Source organism: Variovorax sp. ISS6 (genome assembly GCF_056523145.1).
Genome location: NZ_JAWRZC010000001.1, coordinates 6,502,771 through 6,526,872, shown reverse-complemented (window position 1 = coordinate 6,526,872; position 24,102 = coordinate 6,502,771). Strand labels below are relative to the sequence as shown.

Here is a 24,102-nt window from a genome sequence, read left to right as displayed (position 1 = left end):
GGGATGCGAAGTCGGAGCGTGCGGAAGGGGCTCGCGCCCCGGCCGGTCAGTTCTCCTTCTTCTCTTCCTTGTTGTCGACGATCACCTGCGTCTTGCTGACCAGCACCGGCTGGCCCTTGAGGCGGTTGAGCGCCTGCACCAGCGGGAAGTCCTTGTCGGAGCCGAACTCGGGCACCTTGCGGTCCTGCGGCGGCTTCTTGGCTTCTTCCTCGAGGCGCTTGCGGGCCTCGTCGCGCGCCTTCTCGCGCTCGGGGTCCTTGACCTCGGGGCCCTGGCCGCTGGCCAGGTGCTTCTCGAGGTCGGCCTCGCGCATGCGCAGCGCGGCGAAGGGGCTGCCCTCGGCGCTCTCGTCGACCAGCACGTTCGGCACGATGCCCTTGGCCTGGATCGAGGTGCCGCTGGGCGTGTAGTAGCGCGCGGTGGTGATCTTCAGGCCGGTGTCGGGGCCGAGCGGACGCACCGTCTGCACCGAGCCCTTGCCGAAGGTCTGGCTGCCCATGATGGTGGCGCGCTTGTGGTCCTGCAGCGCGCCCGCGACGATTTCGCTGGCCGAGGCCGAGCCTTCGTTCACGAGCACCACCAGCGGCACCGACTTCAGCGCGGCCGGCAGGCTGCGCAGCGGGTCGCTGCCGGAGCGGCGCTGGTAGAACTCGGGCGCCGCCTTGTAGACCGCCTTGCTCTCGGCGAGCTGGCCGTCGGTGGTGACCACCGTGGCGTTCTCGGGCAGGAAGGCCGCCGATACCGCCACGGCCGCGTCGAGCAGGCCGCCCGGGTCGTTGCGCAGGTCGAGCACCAGGCCCTTGAGGTTCGGGTCTTCCTTGTACAGGTCGTCGATCTTCTTCACGAAGTCGTCGACCGTGCGCTCCTGGAACTGCGACAGGCGGATCCAGCCGTAGCCCGGCTCGATCATCTTGCCGCGCACCGATTGGGTGCGGATTTCCTCGCGCGTGATCGTGACCGGGAAGGTGCGGCTCTCGTCCTTGCGGAAGATCGTCAGCAGCACCTTGGTGTTGGCTTCGCCGCGCATGCGCTTGACCGCCTCGTTGAGCGACAGGCCGCGGACCGCGGTGTCGTCGATCTTGGTGATCAGGTCATTGGGCTTGAGGCCGGCGCGGAACGCGGGCGAGCCCTCGATCGGGGAGACCACCTTGATCAGGCCGTCTTCCTGCGAGATCTCGATGCCCACGCCGACGAAGCGGCCGGTGGTGCCTTCCCTGAATTCCTTGAAGGACTTCTTGTCGAAGTACTGGGAATGCGGGTCGAGCCCGGCGACCATGCCGGAGATGGCGTCGGAAATCAGCTTCTTCTCGTCGACCGGTTCGACGTAGTCGCTCTTGACCATGCCGAACACGGCAGCGAGTTGCTGCAGTTCCTCGAGCGGCAGTGGCGCGAGCGAGCCGCGCGCGACGGTCTGCAGCGAGGCGGTGGTCAGGACGCCTGCGACGGCGCCGGCGGCGACCCAGCCGGTGATCTTGAGTTTCTGGCCCATGGGTAAGTGTCCTTGTCGGCTGTCGAACCAATATACACAGCTTGGAAACAAATTGCCCGCCGGGGTTCCACGGGTGGAGCGGCGGGCACGGTTTTTCTACAGCGCGGCTTCAGCCTTTGCCTTGCGAGGCGACCGCGGCGGCGGCTTTCTCGGCGGCGGCGGCATCGCCCAGGTAGTAGTGCCGCAGCGGCTTGAGATCGTCGTCGAGCTCGTACACCAGGGGAATGCCGTTCGGGATGTTCAGGCCGACGATGTCGTCGTCCGAGATGCCGTCCAGGTACTTCACCAGCGCGCGGATCGAGTTGCCGTGCGCCGCCACCACGAGGCGGCGGCCGGTGCGGACGGCCGGGGCCATCGACTCGTTCCAGAACGGCAACACGCGCGCCACCGTGTCCTTCAGGCATTCGGTCAGCGGGATCTGCTCGGGCGCGAGCTTGGCGTAGCGCACGTCGCCGCGCTCGCTGCGCGGGTCGTCGGCTTCCAGCGGCGGCGGCGGGGTGCCGTAGCTGCGGCGCCAGACCAGCACCTGCTCGTCGCCGTACTTCTTGGCCGTCTCGGCCTTGTTCAGGCCCTGCAGGCCACCGTAGTGGCGTTCGTTGAGGCGCCACGAATGCACCACCGGCAGCCAGGTGCGGTCGAGTTCGTCGAGCGTGTGCCACAGGGTGCGGGTGGCGCGCTTGAGCACGCTGGTGTAGGCCACGTCGAAGTCGTAGCCCTCGGCCTTCAGCAGCCGGCCCGCCTGCTTGGCCTGCTCGACGCCGGTCTCGGTCAGGTCGACGTCGGTCCAGCCGGTGAAGCGGTTTTCGAGGTTCCAGGTCGATTCGCCGTGGCGGATCAGTACCAGTTTGTGCATGTCGGAGGCCTTTGGCAGCGCTTTGTAAACCCGACATTCTAAAATCCCGGGTTTGCCTCTCTCCAAGGAACCCCCGTGAAATTGATCGAATTCGTCACCGCGAACTGGATGCTGGTCCTGATCGTGCTCAGCTCGGGCGCCATGCTGGCCTGGCCGCTGATTCGCGGCGCGGGGGGCGGCACGCTGACGGCCGACGCGGCGGTGCACCTCATCAACCGCGAGCGCGCGGTGCTGGTGGACCTGCGCGATCCCGAGGAATTCGCCGCCGGCCACATGATCGGCGCGAAGAACGTGCCGCTGGCCCAGCTCGAGGAAAAGCTGGCCTCCACGGTCAAGAACAAGAACGTGCCGCTGCTGCTGGTGTGCGAGAACGGCTCGCGCGCGCAGCGCGCGGTGGCCGCGGCCAAGAAGCTGGGTTACGAGCAGGCCCAAGCGGTGTCCGGCGGGCTCAAGGCGTGGAAAGCGGCTAACCTGCCGGTTGAAAAGGCCTGAACCCCACCGAGATACGAACCATGCAAGCCGTCAAGATGTACACCACCGCCGTGTGCCCCTACTGCACACGCGCCAAGCAGATCCTCAAGTCCAAGGGCGTCGAGCAGATCGAGGAGATCCGCATCGACAGCGATCCCCAGGCGCGCATGGCCATGATGGAGATCACCCAGCGCCGCACGGTGCCGCAGATCTTCATCGGCGACACCCACGTGGGCGGCTGCGACGACCTGATGGCGCTCGACAGCCGCGGCGGCCTGGTGCCGCTGCTGCAGGGCCAGGCGGCCTGATTCAAGGCCGGCCGACCGCCGGTCCGTAGCCGTCACATCGCCGGGCGATAATCGCCCGTTCACCATCTGCGGCCCGCCGCGGGAAACCATCCCCCGGCGGGCCTTGTTTTGACCCTCGAAAGTTCAGCCATGGCCGACCAGCAAGCCCAAGATCCCGTGTTCCAGATCCAGCGCGTCTACCTCAAGGACCTGTCGCTCGAACAACCCAACTCGCCCGCGATCCTGCTGGAACAGGAACAGCCCACCGTCGACATCCAGCTCGGCGTGGACGCCCAGCCCGTGGCCGACGGCATCTTCGAGGTGTCGGTGTCCGCCACCGTGCAGACCAAGATCGGCGACAAGACCGTGTTCCTGGTCGAAGCCAAGCAGGCCGGCATCTTCGAGATCCGCAACCTGCCCGAAGACCAGATGGGCCCGATCCTCGGCATCGCCTGCCCGCAGATCGTCTACCCCTACCTGCGCGGCAACGTGGCCGACGTGATCCAGCGCGGCGGCTTCCCGCCCGTGCACCTGGCCGAGATCAACTTCCAGGCCATGTACGAGCAGCAGCAGGCCCAGGCCGCCGGCCAGCCTTCGCCCATCGTCACGCAGTAAGCCTGACGGCACGCAACGCCGCGACGCCGATGAAGATCTGCGTTCATGGCGCCGGCGCCTGGGGCACGGCGGTGGCCGTCAATGCGGCCGCCCGCCACGAGGTCACGCTGTGGGCCCGTGACGCGGCCCAGGCCGAGGCCATCTCCCGGGCCCGCGAGAACACCCGCTACCTGCCGGGGCTGGCCTTGCCGGCCTCGCTCGCGGTGCGCGCGGGCGGCATCTGCCAGGCGCAGGCCGGCGCCGACCTGGTCATCGTGGCCACGCCCATGGCCGCGCTGCGCCGGCAGCTCGAGACCCTGCGCGACAGCGGCACCCGCGTGCCGGTCGCCTGGCTCTGCAAGGGCGTGGAGCCCGCGCAGGCCGCGAACACCACCGCCTCCTCCTTCGGCCTGCTGGCGCACGAGATCCGCGCGCAGGTCGCGCCCGATCTGCTGGCCGGCGTGCTCAGCGGCCCGAGCTTCGCGCAGGAAGTGGCCGAGGGCCGCCCGACCGCGCTGGTCGCGGCCAGCCCGCATGCCGCCGTGCGCGACGCGCTGGTCGACGCCTTCCATGGCCCCGCGCTGCGCGTCTATGCCAATGACGACATCGTCGGCGTCGAGGTCGGCGGCGCGGTCAAGAACGTGCTGGCCATCGCCACCGGCCTGTGCGACGGCCTCGCGCTGGGCCTCAATGCGCGCGCCGCGCTGATCACGCGCGGCCTGGCCGAGATGACCCGCTTCGGCCTCGCGCTCGGCGCCCGCACCGACACCTTCATGGGCCTGTCGGGCCTGGGCGACCTGGTGCTCACCGCCACCGGCGACCTGTCGCGCAACCGCAAGGTCGGCCTGCTGCTGGCCCAGGGCCGCACCCTGGCGCAGGCGGTCGATTCGCTGGGCCACGTGGCCGAGGGCGTCTACTGCGCCCGCACCGTGGTGCAGCGCGCGCGCGGGCTGGGCGTGGAAATGCCCATCGCCGAAGGCGTGGTCGCGCTGCTCGACGGCCGCGTGAGCCCCGCCGACGCCGTGGCCGCGCTGACCGGGCGCGACCCGGTGCCCGAATCGGTCCGGCCGCCGCCCTGAAGGCGGCCCCCATAACAACATCCGGAAGACAAGCCGCCCCATGCGTTCCCGTTTCGATTTCTCCGCGCCGGCCATCGCCGCGCTGGCCCAGGCCGATGCAGCCCGCGCACTGCAGGAGGACGTCGCCGACGGCGACCTCACCGCCTCCCTGGTCGATGCCGGCCGCCGCGCCCAGGCGCGCGTGCTGGTGCGCGAGCCGGCCGTGCTGTGCGGCGCGCCCTGGGTCGAGGCCACGCTGGCGCAGCTCGATCCGCAGGTGCGCATCGACTGGCGCTGCGCCGAGGGCGGGCGCTGCGAGCCGAACCAGGTCGTGCTCGAGATGGAAGGCCCGGCCCGCGCGCTGCTGACCGCCGAGCGCACCGCGCTCAACTTCCTGCAACTGCTGAGCGCCGTCGCGACCAAGGCCGCTCTCTACAGCGACATCGTCGAGGGCACGCGCGCGCGCATCGTCGACACGCGCAAGACCCTGCCGGGCCTGCGCCTGGCGCAGAAGTACGCGGTGCGCACCGGCGGCGGCCTCAACCACCGCATCGGCCTGTACGACGCCGTGCTGATCAAGGAAAACCACATCGCCGCGGCCGGTGGCGTGGCCGCCGCGCTGCGCGCCGTGGCTCCGGCCGCCGAGCGTGCCGATTTCGTCGAGATCGAGGTCGAGACCCTGGCGCAGCTGCGCGAGGCGCTCGACGCCGGCGCGCGCATGGTGCTGCTCGACAACATGGACCTGCCGACCCTGCGCGAGGCGGTGCGCATCAACGACGCCGCCGGCGAAGGCCGCGCGGTGCTCGAGATATCGGGCGGCGTCACGCTCGAGGGCTTGCGCGAACTGGCCGAGACCGGCGTCGACCGGATCTCGGTCGGTGCGCTGACCAAGGACGTCAAGGCCATCGATTTCTCGATGCGCTTCCAGGACCGCTGAGGGAGACGCGCACATGGCTTCCTCCGCCGTCATCGATGTCGAGTACGAACAGCCGGCCGAAGGGAGCGTCTGCGACACCCGCCGCGCCTGGGCCCGCGTGCCGCCCGAGCCCACGCCCACCGAGCGAGAGGCGCTCAAGGAGCGCATCCGCCGCCTGCTGCGCGAGCGCAACGCGGTCATGGTGTCGCACTTCTACGTCCACCCCGACCTGCAGGACCTGGCCGAGGAAACCGGCGGCATCGTGAGCGATTCGCTCGAGATGGCGCGCTTCGGCCGCGACCATGCGGCCGGCACGCTGGTGGTGTCGGGCGTGCGCTTCATGGGCGAGACCGCCAAGATCCTGTCGCCCGAGAAGCGGGTGCTGATGCCCGACCTCGACGCCAACTGCTCGCTCGACCTGGGCTGCCCGGTCGACGAGTTCAGCGCCTTCTGCGACGCCCATCCCGACCGCACCGTGGTCGTCTACGCCAACACCAGCGCCGCCGTGAAGGCGCGCGCCGACTGGCTCGTCACCTCGAGCTGCGCGCTCGACGTGGTGGGCGCGCTGCATGCGCAGGGCCGCAAGATCCTCTGGGGCCCCGACCGCCACCTGGGCGACTACATCCAGCGCCAGACCGGTGCCGACATGGTGAGCTGGAACGGCGCCTGCATCGTGCACGACGAATTCAAGGCGCTCGAGCTCGAGCTGCTCAAGCAGGCCCATCCGCGCGCCAAGGTGCTGGTGCATCCCGAGTCCTCGGCCGAGGTGATCGCGCTGGCCGATGCCGTGGGCTCGACCTCGGCGATCCTCAATGCCGCGCGCCAGCTCGACGCGACCGAGTTCATCGTCGCGACCGACAACGGCATGCTGCACAAGCTGCGCACGCTCAATCCGGGCAAGACCTTCATCGAGGCCCCCACGGCCGGCAACGGCGCCACCTGCAAGAGCTGCGCGCATTGCCCGTGGATGGCGATGAACGGGCTGGCCGACCTCGCGAACGCGCTCGAGACCGGCGCCGGCGAGATCCACGTCGACCCGGCGCTGGGCCTGCGCGCGCGCGTGCCGATCGACCGCATGCTGGCCTTCACGGCCGGGCTGAAGAACGGCATCGCGCCGGGCAGCCTGGTGGCGGGGATCGGCGCGGCCTGACCAGCCGGGCCGGGGCTAGAACTCCAGCGTGCAGGAGTCTCCCAGCGCCTCGCGCCACACCCGCACGCGCGCCAGCGAAGCCTGAAGCTCGCCCAGCGCCTCGGCGATGAACAGGCACAGGTTCTCCAGCGTGGGCGGATGCAGCCCCGGCACCTCGTCGAGCAGCCGGTGGTCAAGCCGATCGCGCACGTCGTCGAGCCGGCGCCGCAGCAGGCCCAGGTCGATCACCATGCCGGTCGCGGGATCGCGCTCGCCCGCGAGCCAGACCTCGGCGTGGTAGGTGTGGCCGTGGATGCGGCGGCTGCCTTCGGCCTCGATCTCGCGTTTCAGGGTGTGGGCGGCGTCGAAGAAGAAGCGTTGGCTGATCGTGAATCGCATGGGGAACGCAGGAACGGGGAAGCGGGCATCAGCGGATGCCGGTGAACTTGTGGGTCTGCACGCTGAGGCGCCAGCGCGGCTGGCGCAGGCAGGCGTCGATGCACAGCGCGGTGTTGGCGGCCTGCCGCGGGCCGTCCATGGGCTGCAGGAAGCGGTGCGCGAACTCGCCGCTGCGCGCCATCGCGTCGAGGTCGATGCCCTCCTGCGGCCACACCAGCTTGAGTTCCTGGCCGCGCCGCTGCACCCAGGGCGCGCCGGCCTTGGGGCTGATGCAGAGCCAGTCGATGCCCTCGGGCGCGGCCACGGTGCCGTTGCTCTCGACGGCGATGCGGAAGCCGCGCGCATGCAGCGCATCGATCAGCGCGGCGTCGACCTGCAGCAGCGGCTCGCCGCCGGTCAGCACCACGAGGCGGTGGCCGGCATCGTCGGCGGGCCACTGCGCGGCAATGGTGTCGGCCAGCGCATCGGCCTCCTTGAACTTGCCGCCCAGCGTGCCGTCGGTGCCGACGAAATCGGTGTCGCAGAAACGGCAGACCGCGCTGGCGCGGTCGGCCTCGCGGCCGCTCCAGAGGTTGCAGCCCGCGAAGCGGCAGAACACGGCCGGCATGCCGGCCTGGCCGCCTTCGCCCTGCAGCGTGTAGAAGATCTCCTTGACGCTATAGCTCATCGCGTCGCCGCCCAGGGCTCGATCTCGAGGTTGTCGATCAGCCGCGTGCTGCCCAGGCGCGCGGCCGCGAGCGCCACCAGCGGCTCGGTGCCGTCGAGCGCGGCCGGCGGCTGCAGGTCGAGGCGGCGGCGCACCGTCAGGTAGTCGGGCTGCCAGCCGCGCTGGGCCAGTGCCTGCATCGCGCGCGCCTCGATCGCCGCGAGCTCGCCGCCGCCGCGCACGGCCTCGGCGATCTCCTTGAGCGCACGCGAGAGCTGCACCGCCTCGGCGCGCTCGCCTTCGCTCAGGTAGCCGTTGCGCGAGGAGAGCGCGAGGCCGTCGTCGGCGCGGCGGGTCTCGCCGCCCACGATCTCGATAGCCAGCGCGAACTGCCGCACCAGGTGGCGGATCATCATCAGCTGCTGGTAGTCCTTCTTGCCGAACACCGCCACGCGCGGCTGCACGCAGCTGAACAGCTTCATCACCACGGTGCACACGCCGACGAAGAAGCCGGGCCGGAAGTGGCCCTCGAGGATGTCGGCCAGCGCCGGGTCGGGATGCACCTTGCAGGTCTGGGGCTCGGGATAGAGCGCCTTCTCGTCGGGCGCGAACAGCACGTCGCAGCCGGCGGCTTCCAGCTTGGCGCAGTCGCTGTCCCAGGTGCGCGGATAGGTGTCGAAGTCCTCGTGCGGCAAAAACTGCAGCCGGTTCACGAAGATGCTCGCGACGGTGGCGTCGCCCAGCGGCTTCGCCTGCGTGACCAGCGCGATGTGGCCGTCGTGCAGGTTGCCCATGGTCGGCACGAAGGCGGGGCGCTCGAAGCGCGCCAGGTGGTCGCGCAGCTCGGGGATGGTGCGGGCGATGAACATGAGGCGGTCCTCCTTGGAACGATGGAAAAAAAGAAGAGGGGGGCTTACCAGGCGTGCAGCCGGTCGTCGGGAAAGCTGCCGTCCTTGACGGCGCGCACATAGGCCGCGAGCGCCTGCGGGATGCCGCCGGCGCCGTCCATGAAGTTGCGCACGAACTTCGGCATGCGGCCCAGGTTCAGGCCCAGCATGTCGTGCAGCACGAGCACCTGGCCCGCGGTGCCGCGGCCGGCCCCGATGCCGATGGTGGCGCAGCGTGTCAGTTCGGCCGTGAGCGCGGCGGCCAGCGCGGCCGGCACCATCTCGAGCACCAGCATCGCGGCGCCCGCATCCTGCAGCGCCTGGGCCTCCTCGCGCAGCCGGGCCGCGGCGGCGTCGCCCTTGCCCTGCACGCGGTAGCCGCCGAGCGCATGCACGGTCTGCGGCGTCAGGCCCAGGTGCGCGCACACCGGGATGCCGCGCTCGACCAGGAAGCGCACGGTCTCGGTGGTCCAGCCGCCGCCCTCGAGCTTCACCATGTGGGCGCCGGCCTGCATCAGCACGGTGGCGCTGCGCAGCGCCTGTTCGCGCGACTCCTGGTAGCTGCCGAAGGGCAGGTCGGCGATCAGCCAGGCCGTGCCCTGCACGCGGCGCAGCCCGCGCGAGACGCTGTCGGTGTGGTGGCGCATGGTCTCGAGCGTGACGCCGACCGTGCTCGACAGGCCCTGGCAGACCATGCCGAGCGAGTCGCCGACCAGCAGGCATTCGACGCCCGCGGCATCGGCCACGGCCGCGAAGGTGGCGTCGTAGGCCGTGAGCATCGCGATCTTCTCGCCGCGCGCATGCAGCTCGGCCAGCCGCGGCAGGCCGAGCGGCTTGCGCGTGGCGGGCTGCGAGGCCGGCGGCAGCGTGCCGTAGGGCGTGGCAGTGGTGGCTTCGTTCGGGGTGGAGGCGTTGGACATGGTTGGGTTTCTCCCTGCGGGCGTCGGTGGCCGGGCATCCTGGGTTGAAGAAGGCGGGAACGGGTGGGTCTATCGGTCGGCCGGTACCAGCACCGTGGGCGCGGTGGGCTCGGCGAGCGAAGGATAGTCGCGGCTGAAATGCAGGCCCCGGCTCTCGTGGCGGGCCTGCGCGGAACGCACGATCAGCTCGGCCACCTGCACCAGGTTGCGCAGTTCGAGCAGGTCGCGCGTGACATGGAAGTTGGCATAGAACTCGTGGATCTCGGCCTGCAGCAGCGCGATGCGGTGGCTGGCGCGCTCCAGGCGCTTGTTGGTGCGCACGATGCCCACGTAGTCCCACATGAAGCGGCGCAGCTCGTCCCAGTTGTGCGAGATCACCACCGCCTCGTCGGCATCGGTCACCTGGCTCGCATCCCAGGCCGGCAGCGCCACCGGCGCGCGTGCCGGCGCGGCGCCGATGGCCGCGGCCGCCGCGCGCGCGAACACCATGCACTCCACCAGCGAATTGCTGGCCAGCCGGTTCGCGCCGTGCAGCCCGGTGCAGGCGGTCTCGCCGATCGCGTAGAGGCCCGGCAGGTCGGTGCGGCCGGCCAGGTCGGTCACCACGCCACCGCAGGTGTAGTGGGCCGCCGGCACCACGGGAATAGGCTCGCGCGTGATGTCGATGCCGAGCTCGGCGCAGCGCGCGAGGATGTTCGGGAAATGCGCGCGCAGGAAATCCGGGCTCTGGTGCGAGATGTCGAGGTGCACGCAGTCCAGGCCGTGCTTCTTCATCTCGAAGTCGATCGCGCGCGCCACCACGTCACGCGGCGCGAGTTCGGCGCGCTCGTCGTGCCGCGGCATGAAGCGGGTCCCGTCGGGCAGCTTGAGCAGCCCGCCTTCGCCGCGCACCGCCTCGCTGATCAGGAAGGACTTGGCATGCGGGTGGTAGAGGCAGGTCGGATGGAACTGGATGAACTCCATGTTCGACACCCGGCAGCCCGCGCGCCAGGCGGCGGCGATGCCGTCGCCGGTGGCGGTGTCGGGGTTGGTGGTGTAGAGGTAGACCTTGCCCGCGCCGCCCGTCGCCAGGATGGTGTGCGGCGCGCGGAAGGCCAGCACCTCGCCGCTGGCGTCGTCGAGCGCGTAGAGGCCCGCGCAGCCCGCCTCGGGCGCACCGAGCCGCTCGCCGGCGACCAGGTCGACCAGCGTGTGGTGCTCGAACAGCGTCACGTTGGGCGTGCGGCGCACGCGCTCGATCAGCACCTGCTGCACGGCCGCGCCGGTGGCGTCGGTCACGTGCACGATGCGGCGCTGGCTGTGGCCGCCCTCGCGCGTGAGGTGCAGGTCGCCGTCCTCCTCGGAGAAGGGCACGCCGAGCTCGCGCAGCCAGCCGATGGCCTCGGGCGCATGCTCGACCACGAAGCGCGTGGCGGCCGCATCGCACAGTCCGGCGCCGGCCACCAGCGTGTCGTCGACATGGGCGTCGAAGCTGTCGCCCGCGGCCAGCACCGCCGCGATGCCGCCCTGGGCCCAGCCGCTCGAGCCGTCGGCCAGCGCGCGCTTGGTCAGCACCGCCACGCGGTGCGCGGGCGCCAGCAGCAGGGCCGCGGAGAGCCCGGCGAGGCCGCTGCCGACGATGAGGACGTCGAAATCGAGGGAGGAGGCCATGGCGCGCGGGAAGGGAGGAGGGTCAGGATCGGTGGTGCGGCAGCGCACCGGTCCGGCCCGACGGCAGGGTGAGAGGGAGGTGCCGCGCCGGACGGCGCGCGAGGGCGGGAGCCTTCATGCGCGTGTCAGGCGGGCGAGTAGGCCAGCCGCACGTAGATCGGCGCGAAGGCCTCGGCCTGCGTGATCTCGATCAGCGTTTCCTTGGCCAGCTCGAGCATCGCGATGAAGGTCACGACCATCACCGGGGCGCCGCGCGAGACGTCGAACAGCTTCTCGAACTCCACGAAGCGCTGGCCCTGCAGGTGGCGCAGCACGATGCTCATGTGCTCGCGCACGCTGAGCTCCTCGCGCGAGATCTTGTGGTGCTGCACGAGCTTGGCGCGCTTCATGATGTCGGCCCAGGCATCGCGCAGGTCGACCACCGCCACCTCGGGGAAGCGCGGCTTGAGCGACTGCTCGATGTAGACCTGGGCGCGCCAGAAGTCGCGCCCGTAGGTCGGCATCGCGTTGAGCGAGGCGGCCTGCAGCTTGGTCTGCTCGTACTCGAGCAGCCGGCGCACGAGCTCGGCGCGCGGGTCCTCGGCTTCCTCGCCCTCGGCCGCCTTCTTGGGCGGCAGCAGCATGCGCGACTTGATCTCGATCAGCATCGCGGCCATCAGCAGGTATTCCGCCGCGAGTTCGAGGTTGGTCTGGCGGATCTCGTCGACGTAGCTCAGGTATTGCCGCGTCAGCGCGGCCATCGGGATGTCGAGGATGTTGAAGTTCTGCTTGCGGATCAGGTACAGCAGCAGGTCCAGCGGGCCCTCGAAGGCCTCGAGGAAGACCTGCAGCGCCTCGGGCGGGATGTACAGGTCCTTCGGCATCGCGAACAGCGGCTCGCCGTAGAGCCGGGCGAGCGCGACCTGGTCGACCACCTCCGGCATGGCCACGACCAGCGTGTCGCTGTCCTCGTCGCGCGGTCCGCTCATCGGGCAGGCGCTATCGAAAAAGTAGCGCCGTGCCCAGCATTGGCGGGCGACGGATGCCGTATCGGCATCATGTTCTTACTTGGCCTGGGTCTGGTAGACGTAGGGCTGCTGCGGTACGCGGGCTTCCGCGTATTCCTCGAGCAGGCCGCGGTCGAGGTGCTTGTCCCAGAGCAGGGCGCGGCCCGCGCGCTGTTCCGCCTCGAGCGTCGGCTTCTTGGTTTTCATCTCGTCGATGAAGCTGGTGATCTCGGAGGTGTAGTGGGGGCGGCGGAAGATGGACATAGACTGAACCTTTGTGGGCGCGAATTTTACCGGGGGACGGCATGGGGCAGGTACGAGTCTGGCGGATCGGGGTGGCGGCCGTGTGGCTGGCGGTGGTGGCGGCCCTCGTCGCGGGCTGCGATTCGCAGCGCATCGAGCAGCTCGAGGAGGGCGTGTCGACCGAGGCCGACGTGCGCGCGCGCTTCGGCGAACCCGAGAACGTCTGGGACGCGCCCGGCGGCCGGGTGCTCGAATACAACCGCCAGCCCCAGGGCCAGAAGAACTACATGATCACCATCGGCGCCGACGGAAAGATGAGCGCGCTGCGCCAGGTGCTCACGCCCGAGAACTTCGCGCGCGTGACCAACGGCATGGCGATGGAGGACCTGCGCAAGATGCTCGGCAAGCCCGCCAAGGTCACGCCCTATCCGCTGCGCCGCGAGTACGAATGGGAATGGCGCTGGCTGCAGCCGCCCAACTCGCCGATGGTGTTCACCGCGGTGCTCAACGACGACCAGCGCGTGGTGCGCAGCGGCTCGTCGCCCGACCGCGGCACCGAGGCGCCCTGAGGCCGGGAAACGCGCCCCGGTCACCCCATGAAAATGGGGGGCGCGAAGCGCGCGGCGCCGACTAAGCTCGGCGCCACCGCCATGCCCGACGCCGCCGCCATCCCCGCCGCTTCCTCCTCCGCGCTGCGCTGGCGCGTCGCATTGCTCGAGGACGATGCCGAGGTCCGGCATTTCTTCGAGGCCTGCATCGCGGCCCATCCCGAGCTCGAGCTGGTCGCTTCGCTGGGCCTGATGGCCGAGGCCGTGGCCTGGTTCGACAGCCACCAGGCCGACATCCTGCTGACCGACCTCGCGCTGCCCGACGGCCACGCGCTCGAGCTGCTGCGCCAGGTGGTGCGCAGCCAGCCGGCCTGCGAGGTGCTGGTGGTCTCGGTCTTCGGCGACGAGGACACGGTGCTCGACTGCGTGCGCGCGGGCGCGGTGGGCTACATCCAGAAGGACTCCTCGCCGGCCGACATCGCGCAGGTGATCGTCGACATCAAGCACGGCGCCTCGCCGATCTCGCCGATGATCGCGCGCAAGCTGCTGCTGCACGTGCGCGGCGGCGCCGACGCCCGGCCCGCGGCCGCGCCCGACCCGGCGGCCGCCATGATGCTGACCCCGCGCGAGACCGAGGTGCTGGAGCTGATCTCGCGCGGCTACTCGTACGGCGAGATCGCGCGCCTGCAGGGCGTGACCAAGCACACGGTGCAGGGCCACATCAAGAACCTCTACAGCAAGCTCGCGGTGCATTCGCGCGGCGAGGCCGTGTTCGAGGCCAGCCGCATGGGGCTGCTGGGGCGCATGCTGGGCTGATGCGCCGCCTGCTGCTCGCCGCTCTCGTGCCGGTGCTCGTGCTGGTGGCTGTGCTGCTGATGCCCGCCACGGCGGGGGCCGCCAACGAGGTGCTCGCCCTCGACCGCGGCGAACTGCAGCTGCGCTTCGTCGGCCGCCCTTCGCCGCCGCCGGCCGAGGTCACGCTGCCGCTGCACTGGGACGCCCACTGGCCGCGCGCCGTCGGCTGGGCCCAGGTGCGCATCCGCTTCGCCGCGCCCGCGGGCCATGCCGACGAGCCGCAGGCGCTGCTCGTCAGCCGCATCGGCAACGCCTACCGCGTGAAGCTCAACGGCCAGGTGATCGCGGCCGCCGGCAAGCTCGAGCAGATCAACGACGGCTGGTCGAACCGCCGCCCGCTGTGGCTGCGCGTGCCGCCCTCGCTGCTGCGCGACGGCGAGAACCTGCTCGAGATCGCCGTGCGCGCCGATCCCTCGCGCCGCGCCGGCATCGCGCCGGTGCGCCTGGGCGCCGAGCGCCTGCTGCAGCCGCAGTGGGACGCGCTCGAATGGCGCCACGTCACCCTGCCGCGCGTGATCACGCTGTTCAGCTTGCTGGTGGCGGTGTTCTGCCTGATGCTGTGGGCGCAGCAGCGCGAGGCCGTCTACGGCTGGGCCGCGCTGTGCGAGGCGCTGTGGAGCCTGCGCATCGCCGCCACCTGGTGGGAGGAGGGCCTGCTCGCCTGGCCGAGCTGGTTCAAGGTGGTGCTCGCGGTGTTCTGGCTCGGCCACATCGCCACCTACCTCGTGATCCGGGAGGTCTGGCACGGCCGGCCGCGGCGCGAGCAATGGCTGGTCTGGGGCGTGCTGGGCCTGGGCCCGGTGGCGCTGGCGCTCGGCACGCTGCAGCAGACGCAGAACTGGGTGCTCGGCTGGATCCTGCTGCTGGTGGCCGGCTGGCTCGCGCTGTCGCTGCGGCTGGGCTGGGAGACCTGGCGCCAGCGGGCTGGCGAGCGCGCCTGGATGCTGCTGATCCTGGTCGCGGGCTGGGTCGCGCTGGTGCGCGACAGCGTGATCGCGCGGCTGCTGGTCGAGCGCTTCGACGAGGCCGGCTGGACCAAGTTCGCGGCCGTGCTGGTGAGCCTCGCGATCCTCGCCATCGTGGGCATCCGTTTCCAGCGCACGCGCGAGGAATTGCGCCAGCTGCACCTGTCGCTCGAGGACCGCATCCGCCTGCGCGAATCCGAGCTGGCCGACAAGCATGCCGAGCTGCGCCGGCTCGAGCATGCGAGCGCGGTGGCGGCCGAGCGCGCCCGCATCCTGCGCGACATGCACGACGGCGCCGGCGCGCACCTGATCACCGCCATGCTGCAGCTCGAGCGCGGCGTGGCCACCAAGTCGGAGGTGATGCAGACCCTGCGCGAATCGCTCGACCAGCTGCGGCTGTCGATCGATGCCATCAACCTGCCGGCCGGCGACGCCAACGCGCTGCTCGCGAGCATGCGCTTCCGGCTGCAGCCGCGCATCGAGGCCGCGGGGCTCGCGCTCGACTGGTCGGTGGCGAACCTGCCGCGCTGGCGCTGCGATTCCGACGAGGCCACGCGGCACCTGCAGTACATGCTGCTGGAGGCGATCTCGAACGTGCTGCAGCATGCGCGCGCACGCGTGCTCGCGGTCAGCGCGGCGGTCAGCACGACGGTCGGTGGCGATGCCATCGAGATCGTGCTGCGCGACGACGGCTGCGGCCTCGGCGAGGCGCGCGGCAACGGCCTGCGCTCGATGCGCCAGCGCGCCGCGCAGGCCGGCGTCGAACTGCGCATCGAGAAGGCCGAGCCCGGCACGCGCGTGGTGCTGCGGCTGCCGCTGGCGTAGCGACCGCCATCTTTATGGGGCGCGCCGCGCGCCCCGTTTTCCTAGATTCGAACGCAGCCCCCGCTGCGTCTCGCACAGGCCCGCCAGGCCCCGCGCGCACGGGTCGTTCCACCCCTTTGCGCCTCCTCGCCATGACACCTGTTCTTCGGCCGCGTGCCGTCTTCACGCCGACCCTGATCGCCGCCGCCGTCGCCGGCCTGGTGTGCGCATCCGCCTTGCCGCGCGCCTTCGCGCAGAGCGCGTGGACCTCCGCGCCGCCCTATGCCGACATGGCGCGCGCCGACTGGTTCAACGCCGCCAACTGGAGCGCGGGCGTGCCCGGCGCCGGCACGGCCGTGACCGTGAACCTCGTGCCGGGCACCGTCGTCGGCATCGTCTCGGGCCCGGCCAGCGCGGCCTCGGTCGATGCCTCCAACGGCACGCTGATGGTGGTGGAGGGCGCGGGCCGGCTCGACACGGGCCTGTTCAACCTCGGCAGCAGCGACGGCCGCGACGTGCAGACCCTGCTGCGCATCGGCAACGGCGGCATCGTGAATGCCGCGCGCTTCGTCTCGCAGGGCGGCGGCGGCACCGAGAACACGGTGTCGCTGAGCGGCGCGGGCAGCGCGCTCAACGTCGCCGGCGAGCTGCAGATCGGCCGCAGCGGCACCGGGATGATGCAGCTCGACGAGGGCGCGCGCGTGAGCGCGGGCACGCTGCAGCTCGGGCAGGCGGGCATGGCCGACGGCCATGTGCTGGTGATCGGCGAGACCCCGGTCGATGCGCTGGTGGCCGAGCGCATCGTGCTCGCCACGCCCGGTTCGACGCTGGCCATCTCGCGCGCCGGCACGGCGCCGCTGGTGCTGGGCGCGGCGATCTCCGGCCCGGGCCGGTTCGAGGTCTCGAGCCCGGTCACGCTGACCGGCGACAACACCCAGGGCGGCGACATCGTGCTGGGCAGCACGCTGCGCGTGGGCGACGGCGCGAACGCGGGCTCCATCACGGGCAACCTCTCGGGCTTCGGCCGCGTGGTGTTCGACCGCGGCCCGGGCCGCGTGGCCTACGACGGCGCCATCGGCGGCAGCATCGCGATCGACAAGGAGAACGCCGGCACCCTGGCGCTCGGCGGCGCGCACGACACCGACGGCCGCACGCGCGTGCTCGGCGGCACGCTGCTGGTCAACGGTGCGCTGCCGCGCAGCACGGTCGAGGTGGCCGGCGGCGCCACGCTGGGCGGCCTCGGGCAGGTCAGGTCGGCCACCGTGCGCGCGGGCGGCACACTGGCGCCCGGCGACGGCGGCGTGGGCACCTTCGCCGTGCTCGGCGACCTGACACTCGACCCCGGCAGCCGGCTGCACTACGACCTCGGCACGCCGGGCGTGCCGGGCGCCGGCGACCTCGTCACGGTGGCCGGCAACCTCACGCTCGACGGCAGCCTCGACGTCAGCGAGCGCGTGGGCTACGGCAACGGCGTGCAGACCCTGATGCGGGTCGACGGCAGCATCGCCGACAACGGCCTCGAGCTCGGCGCCATGCCCACGGGCTTCACGCACGCGGTGCATGTGCGCGGCTCGACGGTGGAGCTGGAGGTCAGCGGCGGCGCGGTCGGCACCAACCAGTTCTGGGACGGCGGCGGCACGGCCGGCGACGGCGTGGTCGCGGGCGGCGACGGCAACTGGCGCTATCTCGAGCCGCAATGGACCGACATCGCGGGGCGCAACGCGGAGGCCTGGAACGGCAACATGGCGATCTTCCAGGGCCGCGCGGGCGCGGTCACCATCGACGGCCTGTTCGACTTCAAGGGCATGCAGTTCCGCAGCGACGGCTACCGGCTCGAGGAGGGCTCGCATGCCGAGGGCTCGCTGCCCGGGCGGCTGGTGCCGCAGCTGGACGAAGCGCCGGTGCGCGTCGATGCGGGCGTCACCGCCACCTTCAACGTGGGCATCGAGGGCCCGGGCGGCATCCTCAAGACCGGCCCCGGCACGCTGGTGCTCGCGGGCCGCAACGACCACGGCGGCGTCACCGCGGTCGACGAGGGCGTGCTGCGCGCGGGCCGCGCCAACACCTTCAGCGAGGCCTCGCACCACGACGTGCGCCGCGGCGGCACGCTCGACCTCGCGGGCCACGACCAGACCGTGGCCGGCCTCACGGTGGCGGGCACGGTGTCGCTGGTCGGCACCGAGCCCGGCACGCGGCTGACCGTGCGCGGTCCCTATGTGGGGCAGGACGGCACCCTGCGCCTGGGCACGCGGCTCGGCGACAGCGGCAGCCTCAGCGACCGGCTGGTGATCGATGGCGGCGTCCGCGAGGAGACCCTCGCCCTGAAGGCCGGCACCGTGAGCGCCACCGCGACCGGCCTGCGCGCCAATGCCGCCGCCAGCGTCACGGGCCGCACCCAGGTGCAGATCGTCAACCTCGGCGGCCTGGGCGCGCTGACCACCGGCGACGGCATCGAGGTCGTGAGCGCGATCAATGGTGCCACCACCACCGCGCAGACCACGCGCGACGCCTTCGCGCTCGTGGGCGGCCACGTGGACGCGGGCGCCTTCGAATACCGGCTGCACGCGGCCGATGCGCAGGGGCTCGGCGAGAACTGGTACCTGCGCTCGAGCGTGGGGGTGACGCCGCCACCTCCGCCGCCACCCCCTCCGCCCCCCGCGCCGCCTTCGTCCGGCGGCGGCAGCGCCGAGCCGCCGCCCGCGCCCCCGCCGACGCTGCCGCCGGCCCCCGTGCCGGTCGAGCGCCCGGCCTATCGCGTGCAGGTGCCGATGCTCGCCGCGCTGCCCGCGCAGCTGCGCGAGAGCGACCTCACGATGCTGTCGAACCTGCACCAGCGCAGCGGCGCGCTGCCGGCCGCCGGCGACGGCCCGCCCCTGCGCCGCGCCTGGGGCCGGGTCATCGTGGCCGACCCGACGCTGGCGCAGCGCGGCGCGGTCGACCCGCGCAGCGAGATGCACCTGGGCGGCTTCCAGGCCGGCACCGACCTCTGGGCCGGCGCCGGGTGGCGCGCCGGCGTCTACGTGGGCCAGCTCGAGGGCAAGGCCGACGTGCAGGGCTTCGCGAGCGGCATGTGGGGCGCCATCGGCCGCACCGACCTGCGCAGCCGCTACCTCGGCGGCTACGCCACCTATGCGAATGCCGCGGGCTTCTATGTCGACGCGGTGCTGCAGTTCGGCCGCCACGACTACACGGCCCGTCCGCTGGCCGCGCTGCCGGTCGAGGGCAAGGGCCGCAGCACCGTGGCCTCGGTGGAGATCGGCCAGCCCTTCGAGCTCGGCGCCGGCTGGGCGCTCGAGCCGCAGCTGCAGCTGATCCACCAGAGCCGCTCGATCGACGAGGCGCTGATCCCCGCCGCGGTGGTGTCGCAGGACAGCGCCAACGGCTGGCTGCTGCGCGCCGGCCTGCGCCTGAAGGGCCGCATCGCCGCGGGCGATGGCGTGGTCGAGCCCTATGGCCGGCTCAACGTCTACAAGGCCTCGGCCGGCCACGACATCGCGCGCTTCGCGGGGCCGGCCGCCTCCACCGACATCGCGAGCGGCGCGAGCGGCACCTCGGCCGAGCTCGCGGGCGGCTTCTCGTGGCGCCTCGGGCCCGCGGTCAGCGTCTACGGCGAACTGGGCCGCCGCTTCGCGCTCGGCGGCAACCTGCGCTCGCGCGCCTCGGTGCAGGCGAGCGCGGGGATCAACGTGCGCTGGTGAGGACTCAGGCCGCCGCGTGCAGCGCCGGCCGCCGCGCGCTCCAGGGCATCGCCTGCTCGAGCTGCGCCGCGAGTTGCAGCAGCGTGGCCTCGTCGCCCATCGGCGCCATGCACTGCACCCCGATCGGCAGGTCGCCGGCCATCGCCAGCGGCAGCGAGATCGCGGGCTGGCCCGTGAGGTTGGCCAGCGGGGTGCAGGCGGCGTAGTCGAACAGGTGGTCGAAGAAACCCTGCGCGTCGCGCGCGGCATCGTCCTGGTCGAGCACGCCCAGCGCCACCGGCGGCGTGCGCATCGTGGGCGAGAGCAGGATGTCGTGCCGCGCGAAGAAGGGCGCGACCTCGCGCGACACCGCGTTCATCTGCATCAGCGCCAGTTCCAGGTCGAGCGCGCTCAGCCGCAGCCCGTGCTCGGCGGTGGCGCGCGTGCAGGCCTGCACCTGGGCCAGCGCCTGGTCGACGGTGATCTGCAGCGCCTGCGCCACCCCCGCCACGCCGGCCGCGAGGAACGAGGACCAGAAGGTGCGCGTGGCCGCGAGGAAGGCCTCGTGCGCATAGGCGGGCGTGTCCCATTCCACGACGTGGCCCAGGTCGGCGAGCACCGCCGCCGTGGCCTCGACCGCCTCGACGCAGGCGCGCGCGGCCGGCTGCGTGCCCGGGAACTGCGTCGTGACCGCGATGCGCAGCCGGCGCGGCGGCGCGCCGATGACCTGCGCATAGGGCTGCGCGGGCGGCGCCATCAGGAAGGGATCGCCGAGCTCGGGGCCGTGCATCGCGTCGAGCGCGCCGGCGGCATCGCGCACCGTGCGGCACACCACGCCCTCGATGCCCAGCCCCATCAGCGGCAGGCCGTAGCCCGGGCCCGCGCTGACGCGGCCGCGGCTGGGCTTGAGCCCGACCAGGCCGCAGGCCGCGGCCGGGATGCGGATCGAGCCGCCGCCGTCGTTGGCATGCGCGACCGGCACGATGCCCGCGGCCACCGCCGCGGCCGAGCCGCCGCTGGAGCCGCCCGTGCTGTGCGCCGGGTTCCAGGGGTTGCGCGTGGCGCCGCCGAAGGCGCTCTCGGTGGTGGCGTTGAAGCCGAACTCGGGCGTGTGCGTGCGCCCCAGCGTGGCGAAGCCCGCGCGGCGGAAGCGCGCCATCAGCGCGCTGTCGGCCGGCGCGGGCAGGCCCGGGCCGAACAGCCGGCTGCCGGCCTGGCAGCGCACGCCCTCGGCCTGCAGCACCAGGTCCTTGATGAGGAAGGGCACGCCGCCGAACGGACCCTGAGCCTCGTGCGCGAGCGGCGCGTCGAACAGCTCGATGATGGCGTTGAGTTGCGGATTCAGCGCGGCCGCGGCCTCGCGCGCGCAGCGCTGCGCCTCGGCGGCGGTGGTCTCCTTGCGGCGGATGGCGTCGGCGAGCGCGGTGGCGTCGAGGCGGCTGTAGTCGGCGAGATGCATGGCGGGGTCCTGTGTCTTCGTTGGAGTGAAAGGCCGCCCGCAGCGTAGGTGGGCGTGGCCCGTCGCGGCAGTCGTTCAGATGAACGATGCGGGAATCTCCGTGCCCCAGGGGCGCGGGGCACGCCTAAGATCGCGCCGCATGGCGCAGCAGGCTTTTCCGTCGGTGTCGGGCGTTCCCGCCGAGCAGCTCGGTGCGATGCTGCTCGGCCTCTATCCGCTGGCGGCCGAGCCCGAGCGGCTGGGCGCGGGCGCGCTGCTCGACTGGCTGGCGCGCCACATCGCCTTCGACGGCGCCTGGTTCGGCCGCTCGCTGTTCGAGGCTGGCACCCTGCGGCCGCAGGGCGGCCACACGCGCGGCCTGGCGCCCGGTTTCGTGAACGACTGGTGCCGCGTGCGGCACATCGATCCCGTGGTGCCGGCCGCCATGGCGCAGCCCGGCCATCGCGTCGCGCTGGCCGCGCACGAGCTGCCGCCCGTGGCCTCGATGCGCGCCTTCGCGGCCGACCACGGCATCGGCCAGGCGCTCAGTGTGATCGTGCCCGCGCCCGGTTCGCCGTGGTGGATGCACCTGTCGCTCTACAGCCGCGAGGCGGCCGGCCTCGGGGCGCGCGCGCAGGCGCTGGTCGAGCTGCTGATGCCGCACCTGGTGCTGGTGCAGGGGCTGGGATTGCACGAGGCGCCGGTGCCGGCGCCGGCTGCCCTCACGCTGCTGAGCCGCCGCGAGGCCGAGGTGGCGCGGCTGTTCGCGCAGGGGCAGAGCTACAAGATGGTGGCGCGCACGCTCGGCAGCTCGCCGGCCACGGTGCGCCATCACCTGCGGCAGGTCTATGCCAAGCTGGGTGTCACGAGCAAGGTGCAGATGGCGCGGCTGGTGGGCGCGCAGGCCGCATAGGCCCGAACGCGGCGCCTATCTACTTGTCGCCGTCGGGAATCACCGCATCGGCCGCCGCGCCCACCGCCTTGCCGGTGATGCGCGCGGTGCCGATCGCCGCGTCGGCCGCGAGGCCCACGGCGCCCGCGGTCACGCTGACCGCGGTGCTCGCGACCGAGACCACCGCGCAGCCGCCGAGCACGGCCAGCAGCGCCGCCGCGAGGGTGGCGCGAAAGAACATCGGCAGCGGTGTCGTCATGGCGGGACCTCTTCGGAAGAACGCGGGATTCAGCGCACGCGCATGCCGGGCGTGGCGCCGGGCCAGGGCTCGAGCACGTGGATGCCCGGCTGGGCCTTCTCGTCGGCGTGGCTGGCGGCGAGCACCATGCCTTCGCTGACGCCGAACTTCATCTTGCGCGGCGCGAGGTTCGCGACCAGCACCGTGAGCTTGCCCACGAGCTGCTCGGGCTGGTAGGCCGAGGCGATGCCGCTGAACACGTTGCGCGTCTTGCCTTCGCCGGCGTCGAGCGTGAGGCGCAGCAGCTTGGTCGAGCCTTCGACCCTCTCGCAGGCCACGATCTTCGCGATGCGCAAGTCGATCTTCACGAAGTCGTCGATGCCGATGGTGGGCGCGATGGCCTCGCCGCCGGGCAGCGCATCCGCCGCGGGTTCGGCGGCGGGGGCCGCCACCGGCTCGGGCGCGTCGAACAGCTGGTCGACCACCTTGGCGTCGGCACGCTGCATCAGGTGCTTGTACTCGCCGATCGCATGGCCCGCCGGCAGCGCCTGCGCGGCATCGGTCCAGGCGAGCGGCGCGATCTTCAGGAAGGCCTCGACGTTCGCGGCCAGCGCCGGCAGCACCGGCTTGAGGTACAGCGTGAGCAGGCGGAAGGCCTCGATGCAGACCGTGCACACGTCGTGCAGCCGCGCCTCGGCGCCTTCCTTCTTGGCCAGTTCCCAGGGCTTGTTCTGGTCGACGTACTCGTTGACCTTGTCGGCCAGCGCCATCACCTCGCGCAGCGCGCGCGCATAGTCGCGGCCGTCGTAGAGCGCATGGACCTGGCCGGCCGCCTCGCGCAGCGCGAACAGCAGCGCGTCGCCATCGGCCGACACCTCGCCCAGCTTGCCGCCGAAGCGCTTGCCGATGAAGCCGGCCGCGCGGCTCGCGATGTTGATGTACTTGCCCACCAGGTCGCTGTTGACGCGCGCGACGAAGTCCTCGGGGTTGAAGTCGATGTCCTCGTTGCGGCCGTTGAGCTTGGCCGCGATGTAGTAGCGCAGCCATTCGGCGTTGAGGCCGAGCGACAGGTACCTGAGCGGGTCGATGCCGGTGCCGCGGCTCTTGCTCATCTTCTCGCCGCTGACCGTCAGGTGGCCGTGCACGTAGACCGCGTCGGGCGCCTTGCGGCCGCTGAAGTGCAGCATCGCGGGCCAGAACAGCGTGTGGAAGGTGATGATGTCCTTGCCGATGAAGTGCACCTGCTCGAGCTCGGGATCGGCCATGTACTCGGTGTACGAGATGCCGTCGCCGCCCAGTTCGATGCAGCGCTTGTCGAGCAGGTTCTTGAGCGAGGCCAGGTAGCCCACGGGTGCGTCGAGCCAGACGTAGAAGTACTTGCCCGGCGCATCGGGGATCTCGATGCCGAAGTAGGGTGCGTCGCGGCTGATGTCCCAGTCGCCGAGGCCGCCCTTGCCCTCGTCGTCCTTGTAGAGCCACTCGCGGATCTTGTTCTGCACCTCGGGCTGCACGTGGCCGGGCGCGGCGGTCCATTCCTTGAGGTAGGCCTCGCAGCGCGGGTCCGACAGCTTGAAGAAGAAGTGCTCGGAACTGCGCAGCTCGGGCTTGGCGCCCGAGAGCGCCGAGTAGGGATTGATCAGCTCGGTGGGCGCGTAGACCGCGCCGCAGACCTCGCAGTTGTCGCCGTACTGGTCCTTCGAGTGGCAGTTCGGGCACTCGCCCTTGATGAAGCGGTCGGCCAGGAACATGCCCTTCTCGGGGTCGTAGAACTGCTCGACGCTCTTGGTGCTGATCAGGCCGTTGGCGCGCAGGTCGCGGTAGATGTCCTGCGCCAGCTGGTGGTTCTCGGGGCCGTCGGTCGAGTGCCAGTTGTCGAAGGCGATGTGGTAGCCGTCGAGGTACTGCTTGCGGCCCGCGGCGATTTCGGCCACGAAGGCCTGCGGCGTCACGCCGGCCTTGTCGGCCGCGATGGTGATCGCCGCGCCGTGCGCGTCGTCGGCGCAGACGAAGTTGACGTCGGCACCGTTCATTCGCTGGTTCCGCACCCAGATGTCGGCCTGGATGTACTCCATCATGTGGCCGATGTGGAACTTGCCGTTGGCGTACGGCAGGGCGGTGGTGACGAAGAGCTTGCGCGGGGCGGACATCGGGGGAGGC

At 71.6% G+C, this 24,102-nt stretch carries 23 protein-coding genes; 11 read left to right on the top strand and 12 right to left on the bottom strand.

Annotated features, from left to right (window positions below; translation table 11 throughout):
* Window positions 1-46: 46 nt before the first annotated feature.
* Together AC1HIL_RS30085 and gpmA are read right to left on the bottom strand one after the other, a co-directional pair.
* The gene (locus tag AC1HIL_RS30085; RefSeq protein WP_057592038.1) at window positions 47-1,489 is read right to left on the bottom strand and encodes a S41 family peptidase; all 1,443 of its coding nucleotides are present in this window, start codon (window positions 1,487-1,489) and stop codon (window positions 47-49) included.
* A gap of 109 nt (window positions 1,490-1,598) precedes the next feature.
* Window positions 1,599-2,342 carry a 2,3-diphosphoglycerate-dependent phosphoglycerate mutase gene (gene gpmA, locus AC1HIL_RS30080; protein ID WP_479670715.1) on the bottom strand — a complete coding sequence of 248 codons (744 nt, stop codon included), beginning with the start codon at window positions 2,340-2,342 and terminating at the stop codon, window positions 1,599-1,601.
* A 108-nt stretch (window positions 2,343-2,450) separates the two neighbouring features.
* Between gpmA and AC1HIL_RS30075 the strand changes: the two genes are divergently transcribed.
* The 6 genes from AC1HIL_RS30075 to nadA all read left to right on the top strand — a co-directional run bounded on the left by AC1HIL_RS30075 (window position 2,451) and on the right by nadA (window position 6,818).
* Window positions 2,451-2,834 (top strand): rhodanese-like domain-containing protein, encoded by a 384-nt coding sequence (locus AC1HIL_RS30075; RefSeq protein WP_281077002.1) that lies wholly within the window; start codon window positions 2,451-2,453, stop codon window positions 2,832-2,834.
* A 20-nt stretch (window positions 2,835-2,854) separates the two neighbouring features.
* Window positions 2,855-3,121: a glutaredoxin 3 gene (gene grxC / locus AC1HIL_RS30070; protein WP_057592036.1), complete on the top strand. Its 267-nt coding sequence runs from the start codon at window positions 2,855-2,857 to the stop codon at window positions 3,119-3,121.
* Window positions 3,122-3,250: 129 nt separating this feature from the next.
* Window positions 3,251-3,715 carry a protein-export chaperone SecB gene (secB, locus tag AC1HIL_RS30065; protein WP_057592035.1) on the top strand — a complete coding sequence of 155 codons (465 nt, stop codon included), beginning with the start codon at window positions 3,251-3,253 and terminating at the stop codon, window positions 3,713-3,715.
* 29 nt (window positions 3,716-3,744) lie between these two features.
* Window positions 3,745-4,773, top strand: coding sequence for an NAD(P)H-dependent glycerol-3-phosphate dehydrogenase (locus AC1HIL_RS30060; RefSeq protein WP_479670714.1), 1,029 nt, complete (start codon window positions 3,745-3,747; stop codon window positions 4,771-4,773).
* Window positions 4,774-4,813: 40 nt separating this feature from the next.
* Window positions 4,814-5,689: a carboxylating nicotinate-nucleotide diphosphorylase gene (gene nadC, locus AC1HIL_RS30055; RefSeq protein WP_413762484.1), complete on the top strand. Its 876-nt coding sequence runs from the start codon at window positions 4,814-4,816 to the stop codon at window positions 5,687-5,689.
* Window positions 5,690-5,702: 13 nt separating this feature from the next.
* A complete protein-coding gene (gene nadA / locus AC1HIL_RS30050) occupies window positions 5,703-6,818 on the top strand; it encodes a quinolinate synthase NadA (protein ID WP_296728965.1) in 1,116 nt (371 codons plus the stop codon).
* Between the two features lie 15 nt (window positions 6,819-6,833).
* Here the strand turns inward: nadA and AC1HIL_RS30045 are convergent, their stop codons facing one another.
* The 7 genes from AC1HIL_RS30045 to AC1HIL_RS30015 all read right to left on the bottom strand — a co-directional run bounded on the left by AC1HIL_RS30045 (window position 6,834) and on the right by AC1HIL_RS30015 (window position 12,549).
* Entirely contained in the window at window positions 6,834-7,196 is a 363-nt protein-coding gene (locus AC1HIL_RS30045; RefSeq protein ID WP_057592031.1) for a 6-carboxytetrahydropterin synthase, read from the bottom strand.
* Window positions 7,197-7,224: 28 nt separating this feature from the next.
* Window positions 7,225-7,863 carry a 7-carboxy-7-deazaguanine synthase gene (gene queE / locus AC1HIL_RS30040; protein WP_057592030.1) on the bottom strand — a complete coding sequence of 213 codons (639 nt, stop codon included), beginning with the start codon at window positions 7,861-7,863 and terminating at the stop codon, window positions 7,225-7,227.
* Window positions 7,860-8,711, bottom strand: a complete 852-nt coding sequence (panC, locus tag AC1HIL_RS30035; RefSeq protein WP_057592029.1) for a pantoate--beta-alanine ligase — start codon at window positions 8,709-8,711, stop codon at window positions 7,860-7,862. The genes queE and panC overlap by 4 nt, the downstream gene beginning before the upstream one ends.
* 44 nt (window positions 8,712-8,755) lie before the next feature.
* Window positions 8,756-9,649 (bottom strand): 3-methyl-2-oxobutanoate hydroxymethyltransferase, encoded by an 894-nt coding sequence (gene panB / locus AC1HIL_RS30030; protein ID WP_479670713.1) that lies wholly within the window; start codon window positions 9,647-9,649, stop codon window positions 8,756-8,758.
* A 69-nt stretch (window positions 9,650-9,718) separates the two neighbouring features.
* A complete protein-coding gene (gene nadB, locus AC1HIL_RS30025; protein WP_057598114.1) occupies window positions 9,719-11,299 on the bottom strand; it encodes an L-aspartate oxidase in 1,581 nt (526 codons plus the stop codon).
* 125 nt (window positions 11,300-11,424) lie between these two features.
* Window positions 11,425-12,267: a segregation and condensation protein A gene (locus tag AC1HIL_RS30020; RefSeq protein WP_261213953.1), complete on the bottom strand. Its 843-nt coding sequence runs from the start codon at window positions 12,265-12,267 to the stop codon at window positions 11,425-11,427.
* Between the two features lie 75 nt (window positions 12,268-12,342).
* Window positions 12,343-12,549, bottom strand: a complete 207-nt coding sequence (locus AC1HIL_RS30015) for a DUF3460 family protein (RefSeq protein WP_057597652.1) — start codon at window positions 12,547-12,549, stop codon at window positions 12,343-12,345.
* A gap of 41 nt (window positions 12,550-12,590) precedes the next feature.
* On the opposite strand from AC1HIL_RS30015, the gene AC1HIL_RS30010 reads away from it, so the two are divergent.
* The 4 genes from AC1HIL_RS30010 (at window position 12,591) to AC1HIL_RS29995 (ending at window position 19,398) form a co-directional block, all read left to right on the top strand.
* Complete coding sequence (locus tag AC1HIL_RS30010; protein WP_479670712.1) at window positions 12,591-13,097, top strand: outer membrane protein assembly factor BamE; 507 nt, start codon at window positions 12,591-12,593, stop codon at window positions 13,095-13,097.
* Between the two features lie 81 nt (window positions 13,098-13,178).
* Window positions 13,179-13,892 carry a response regulator gene (locus AC1HIL_RS30005; RefSeq protein WP_413762491.1) on the top strand — a complete coding sequence of 238 codons (714 nt, stop codon included), beginning with the start codon at window positions 13,179-13,181 and terminating at the stop codon, window positions 13,890-13,892.
* Window positions 13,892-15,721, top strand: a complete 1,830-nt coding sequence (locus AC1HIL_RS30000) for a sensor histidine kinase (RefSeq protein ID WP_479670711.1) — start codon at window positions 13,892-13,894, stop codon at window positions 15,719-15,721. The genes AC1HIL_RS30005 and AC1HIL_RS30000 overlap by 1 nt, the downstream gene beginning before the upstream one ends.
* A 131-nt stretch (window positions 15,722-15,852) precedes the next feature.
* Complete coding sequence (locus AC1HIL_RS29995; protein ID WP_479670710.1) at window positions 15,853-19,398, top strand: autotransporter outer membrane beta-barrel domain-containing protein; 3,546 nt, start codon at window positions 15,853-15,855, stop codon at window positions 19,396-19,398.
* 4 nt (window positions 19,399-19,402) lie between these two features.
* On the opposite strand, the gene AC1HIL_RS29990 is transcribed toward AC1HIL_RS29995, so the two are convergent.
* Window positions 19,403-20,836 carry an amidase gene (locus AC1HIL_RS29990; RefSeq protein WP_479670709.1) on the bottom strand — a complete coding sequence of 478 codons (1,434 nt, stop codon included), beginning with the start codon at window positions 20,834-20,836 and terminating at the stop codon, window positions 19,403-19,405.
* Between the two features lie 139 nt (window positions 20,837-20,975).
* On the opposite strand from AC1HIL_RS29990, the gene AC1HIL_RS29985 reads away from it, so the two are divergent.
* Window positions 20,976-21,728 carry a response regulator transcription factor gene (locus AC1HIL_RS29985; protein ID WP_479670708.1) on the top strand — a complete coding sequence of 251 codons (753 nt, stop codon included), beginning with the start codon at window positions 20,976-20,978 and terminating at the stop codon, window positions 21,726-21,728.
* 19 nt (window positions 21,729-21,747) lie between these two features.
* Here AC1HIL_RS29985 and AC1HIL_RS29980 read toward each other — a convergent pair whose 3' ends face one another.
* Both AC1HIL_RS29980 and metG read right to left on the bottom strand, forming a co-directional pair.
* Window positions 21,748-21,966: a hypothetical protein gene (locus tag AC1HIL_RS29980; RefSeq protein ID WP_177239243.1), complete on the bottom strand. Its 219-nt coding sequence runs from the start codon at window positions 21,964-21,966 to the stop codon at window positions 21,748-21,750.
* A gap of 29 nt (window positions 21,967-21,995) precedes the next feature.
* Entirely contained in the window at window positions 21,996-24,092 is a 2,097-nt protein-coding gene (gene metG / locus AC1HIL_RS29975; RefSeq protein WP_479670707.1) for a methionine--tRNA ligase, read from the bottom strand.
* Window positions 24,093-24,102: the final 10 nt, after the last annotated feature.